Source organism: Bifidobacterium sp. UBA6881, from assembly GCA_002451435.1.
Classification (GTDB): domain Bacteria; phylum Actinomycetota; class Actinomycetes; order Actinomycetales; family Bifidobacteriaceae; genus Bifidobacterium.
The window spans coordinates 29,993-34,095 of record DKCF01000042.1 but is presented as its reverse complement, the minus strand read 5'-3'; the positions used below and the strand labels follow the sequence as shown (position 1 = coordinate 34,095).

Sequence of the window (4,103 nt, the reverse complement as noted above, 5' to 3'; positions counted from 1 at the left end):
CCGTCGGAATCCGGGCTTAGCGGGCGCGGGCCGCATCCGCCCGGACCGCCTTGCAGGAACACCAGCAGCGGCAGATCGTCATGCACATGCTCCGGCGCGGTGACCACGCGATAGAACAGGTTGATCGCGTCGCCTTCGAAACCGTGGCCCGGCTCATGCCCGGACCAATCCAACGGCACCTTGATCGAACGGTCCTCGACATGCAGTCCCGGCACATAATACGTGGCCAACAATGTCATCGTGCATTCCGCCTTTCTGTATTCCCCAGACCACTATATGCGCTTGCGTCGGCGCGGCGGCGCGCCATCTCGCCGCCGTTTCGCAGAATATGGGGAAATAATCACGCTGCGATATTCCGAAAATCATTCTCAGGCATGATGGTCCGCTCCCCCCATCCTTTGATAGCGTGGAAAGACATGAGGCACGAATTCCGACGGCTGGCGCTTTGGCTGCGCGGCCACGTCATCATCCGCGATATCGTCCTCGCAGTATTCCTGTCGTTCGCATCGCAAGGCGCCAGCTCAAGCATCACCTTCAATCCGGGATTGCTGTTCGACCAGCCGTCGTGGGCGTTGACGACGTGGACCGTCCTGCTGGCCGTCCCGCTGGCGATCCGCCGAAGCGCGCCGCGAGTCGGAGCGTTGGCGTTCGCCGCGGTGGCGGCATTGCAACTGCTTTTCGGCCCGGCGGTCATCGTCTCCGATTTCTGGGCGCCCCTCATGGTGTATTCGGTGATCGCGTATGGCGACCCGCGCAATACCAAGGCATTCATGCTGCTGTCGTGCGGATTGGGTTTGGCATCGACGGCGGTGATGGGATGGACGATGACGGTCGGTCCCGCCTGGCCCGCGATGCATGGCACGAGAAGCGTGTTCCGGAAGTCTTTGGCATTCGCGCCGTATGCGGATTGCGACGTCGTGTACGCGGGCGGAGGACTGACCGGGGATTGTGCCGATACGCTGGGCCAATACCTGCTGATGACGTTCACCGCCATCGGCGTCTGCCTGCTTTCCGCGTTCATATTGGCGTTCTGGCAACGCGCGCGGCTGGCGGCCATCCGCATGATGCGCGAACGCAATGCCGCGATCGTCGCGCGCGAAGGCGAGGAACGCGCCATCGCGGCGACCGCGGAACGCGCGCGTATCGCCCGCGACATGCATGACGTCGTGGCGCATACGCTGTCGATCATCATCGTGCAGTCCGACGGCGGACGGTACGCCGGTGCCCATGATCCGAAGGTGGCGCGGGACACGATGGAGACCATCCGACGCGAATCGGAGCGCGCGCTGCACGACATGCACCGTCTGCTGGGTGTGCTCGGCGGTTCGCAACAGGCCGGATACGCGCAAATCGGCGCATTGGTCGAACAGGCGCGGACGGCCGCACCCGATACCGCCATCGCACGGGAGGTCTCCGGCACACCTGCTGCGGACCGGCTGACCGCCGAGGCGGGATCGACCGTCTACCACGTGGTGCAGGAGGCGTTGACGAACGTGCGCAAATACGCGGGTTCCCCTGCGCATGTGCGCATCCGCGAACAATGGAGCTCCCGCCAGCTACGCATCCGCATCGACGATGACGGACGCGGCTCGGCGTCCGAATCGGATGGGCATCGGCCTGGCTACGGATTGCTCGGCATGCGCGAACGCGTCGAATCGGTCGGCGGCACATTGTCCTCCGGCCCCCGCGCGAACGGCGGCTTCTCGGTGGACGCGGTGGTTCCGTTAACCGATGCGACGGATGCCGGAGAGACTGTTGCGAACACAACCGAAGAACCATCGTCGCCACGGTTCCCGGAGCTTGCCGTGCCGCCGTCGTTCTCCGGGTTATGGTCGCGCATACGGCGAAAATCGACCTCCCGAACCGGCGATGCGGATGGGCGTCCCTCCAACTGGGTGGAGAAGGCCTCGCGCTGGACGCAGCGTCACTACCTGCTGGCGGACGTATCGTGCACGTTCCTGCTGATCATCATGTTCGGCCTGTCCCCTTGGTCGATATTCTCCTTCGACGGCGCAGCCGAATCCAAGGCTCTTCATCTGCTCATGCTGATGGAAACGCTGCCGTTGTGCGTACGCCGTCGCTTTCCGGAATCCTGCGCGCTGGTGGTGGCGTGTCTGTCGGTGCTGCAACTGCTGGTGTTCTCCGGAATCGATGTCTCCAATATCGTTGTCGCGCTGTGTGCCTTGTACGCCGCGGTATTGTACGGACGGGACCATGCCTGGCGTTGGACCGGCGCGACCGCGCTGGCCGCCTCCTTGCTGTTCGGATGCTCGGCCGCGCTCATACAGGCCGGTTACGCCACCATCCTTGATTTCATGATGGGCCGACGGACCGGCTCCGCGATGCGGATGGGTCCCGAAACCATCACGCTCATGGGCGTCGCGTATGGAACGGTCGCGTTCCTCGCATGCGCCGCCGTGATGGCGTTGGCCCGCTGGACCCGTTCGCGTGATTCGAACATGCTGGTGCTGCAGGCGCGTGAGGAGGCGCTGCTGGCCAAGGAATCCAGGCAACGCGTTCTGGCTGCGAACCTCGAACGCGAGCGCATCGGCGCCCATATGCAGTCCGAGGTCGCCGGCACGTTGAACGGCGTGATCGAGCAGGTCCGTCTGGGGCTCCGTATGCTGGACGATGCCGAGGCGCGGGGCGTGGAACCCACCGCGGAGCAGATCGCCGAAGCGTTCAGGGCCATCGGGAATCGGGGACGCGCGGCGCTGAAGCGTATGCGCGAACTGCTCGGCGTGCTGCGCGAGACCGGTTCCAGTGATGACGGCGGAAAGACCGAACATCCTGCGTTGCATCCGGCCGCCCCATTGTCCGAACAGTTGCGGGGCTTGCGTCAGGGTCTGGAATAGGGCTTGGGGCATTTGGCGCGCGCTCCCCATGCGCATGGATTTCCTTCACTGGCCGGTAAAAGGAATTGGAGAATATGCATTCAGGGATATGTCAGGGTCGTATAAGGGCGTTTCCAACGCTGGCGGCGAACCGACGTCGATAAGGTGGGAGTATGAGTGAGAAGCGGAATATCCGAGTGGTCATCGCCGATGATCAGGAACTGCTGCGCGCCGGGTTCACGATGGTGATCGGCTCGCAGCCCGATATGGCCGTCGTCGGGCAGGCCCGCGATGGCGCGGAGGCGGTCGCCTTGGCGCAGACGCTGCACCCCGATGTGGTGCTGATGGATGTGCGCATGCCCGGCATGGATGGCATCGAAGCGACCCGTCGGATCATTGCGTTTCGGCATCGTGACGATTCACATGACACGGAAGGCACGCGGGTGATCATTCTGACGACCTTCGATCTGGATGAATACGTGATGTCCGCCATCAACGCCGGCGCATCCGGATTCCTGCTCAAAGACACGGAACCGGAGACGTTGCTGAATTCGATCCGAACGGTGTTCCAAGGCAACGCGATCATCGCGCCATCCGCCACAAAACGGCTTATCGAGAAGATGGTGGACGGCGGTCTCACCGGTATCGGTACCGAAGAATCCAATGCCGGCGCGGCGCGGAAGTATACGGATCCCGAACTTGACGAACTGACCGACCGCGAGCGCGAGGTGCTCGTCGAAATCGCCCATGGGTTGTCGAACAGGGAAATCGCCGACAAATTGTTCATCGGCCTGCCCACGGTGAAAACGCATGTGGCGCATATCCTGCAGAAAATCAATGCGCGCGACCGTGTGCAGGCGGTGGTGTTCGCCTATGAGAACCATCTGGTCTGATGCCTCCCGTCCAATCCGGCAGACTCCCCGGACCATCCAATCCGTCGAATCCTCCAAACCAAGCCCCGACCAACAGGCATTTCCAAACCACGAAGTCCAAACCGACAAATCTCCTCAGACCAAGGAAACGTCGACAAATCCTCTCAGACCAACCTTAATCCGGCAAATTTTCCATCAATCCAATCCCATCAGTCCAATGGAACAGGACATCCCATCACCCAATCCCCAGCGCCAAACATGCAGTTCCGACCGTCAATCAGAAATGATGGTGCCGAACATGCAGGACACACCCGGATTTTGCAAGCTGCAACTGCACGTTCGGCACCATGAATTTCATCCATCGGGTATTACTGCATGGTTTGCACCATGGATGGAT

At 62.1% G+C, this 4,103-nt stretch carries 3 protein-coding genes and 1 pseudogene; 3 read left to right on the top strand and 1 reads right to left on the bottom strand.

Annotated features, from left to right (window positions below; all coding sequences use genetic code 11):
* Positions 1-239 (bottom strand): annotated as a pseudogene (locus tag B3C64_RS03605) (proline iminopeptidase); the annotation flags it as partial.
* Positions 240-416: 177 nt separating this feature from the next.
* On the opposite strand from B3C64_RS03605, the gene B3C64_RS03600 reads away from it, so the two are divergent.
* The 3 genes from B3C64_RS03600 to B3C64_RS03590 form a co-directional block, all read left to right on the top strand.
* A complete protein-coding gene (locus tag B3C64_RS03600) occupies positions 417-2,855 on the top strand; it encodes a sensor histidine kinase (protein ID WP_291533794.1) in 2,439 nt (812 codons plus the stop codon).
* A 152-nt stretch (positions 2,856-3,007) separates the two neighbouring features.
* The gene (locus B3C64_RS03595; protein ID WP_291533792.1) at positions 3,008-3,727 is read left to right on the top strand and encodes a response regulator; all 720 of its coding nucleotides are present in this window, start codon (positions 3,008-3,010) and stop codon (positions 3,725-3,727) included.
* A 196-nt stretch (positions 3,728-3,923) separates the two neighbouring features.
* Positions 3,924-4,103: hypothetical protein (locus tag B3C64_RS03590; protein ID WP_291533790.1), on the top strand; the 180-nt coding region annotated here is incomplete at its 3' end.